Genomic DNA, 803 nt, shown 5'->3' on the forward strand with positions numbered 1-803 from the left:
GCAGAGCGTGGGAACGAGCAGCATCATCGGCTTTTTGAAATCACTCCACTCATGTACTGATTCAAGTCGCGGAAGTCCTGAACTTTCCAGGTGAACGGTGACAACCTCACACCGTTCTCCCGCAACGTTCTGGGAATCAGGTCGCCATTTGGACGAAGAATGACGGACGACACGATAACGCCCGGATAATCACTCAAGCGTTTTTTGAAAGTAGCCGTTGTCAGGTCAGGCGTAGGCGGATTGCTTTTATTCGCCAAGGGTCCCGTGCCTTTGATATCCGCGCCGTGGCACATGGCGCAGCGCTGCAGATAAATGTTTTTCCCGTTAGCGTTGTCCGCAAAGGACAGTGACGTTTGAACCAGCGATAAAATCCCCAGCGACGCGATGAACGACTTTCTTATTTTCATCTTTCCATGTGGCCTTGTTGTAAAAATCCAATATCAACCAACCGAGCGTAAACGACCCGTTATCCACTCGCGACTGTAAGCCAGCACGCGGCCCGACATCGCCGTCGGAAAATGAATAAACCCATGAGCCGCCTGCGGTAACAAAAACACTTCGGACCCCGCCCATCGCTCGGCCATCTGCAGCGTGTCGTCCAGCAACGGGTCCAGCTCCCCCACAAACATCAGTGCCGGCGGCAGCCCGGCAAGGTCGCCATACAACGGTGACAACGGCGGCTGCCGACGCTGCTCGTCACTCAGGCCCGGCGTCAGCAAACGCAGCGCCTCCACCATGCCCGGCCCGTCCAGCAACAGCGTTTCCCGCCCCGCCGTGCGCACGCTCGGTGTACCGGTCAAATC

2 protein-coding genes are annotated in these 803 nt (G+C 56.7%); both read right to left on the reverse strand.

Annotated elements, in window-relative coordinates; translation table 11 throughout:
• Window positions 1-23: 23 nt before the first annotated feature.
• The gene (locus HX846_RS27510) at window positions 24-407 is read right to left on the reverse strand and encodes a cytochrome c (RefSeq protein WP_102368511.1); all 384 of its coding nucleotides are present in this window, start codon (window positions 405-407) and stop codon (window positions 24-26) included.
• A gap of 33 nt (window positions 408-440) precedes the next feature.
• A partial coding sequence (locus tag HX846_RS27515) for an alpha/beta hydrolase fold domain-containing protein (protein WP_178966495.1) occupies window positions 441-803 on the reverse strand: 363 nt, incomplete at its 5' end.

It is taken from the genome of Pseudomonas sp. K5002, assembly GCF_013386655.1.
GTDB lineage: Bacteria > Pseudomonadota > Gammaproteobacteria > Pseudomonadales > Pseudomonadaceae > Aquipseudomonas.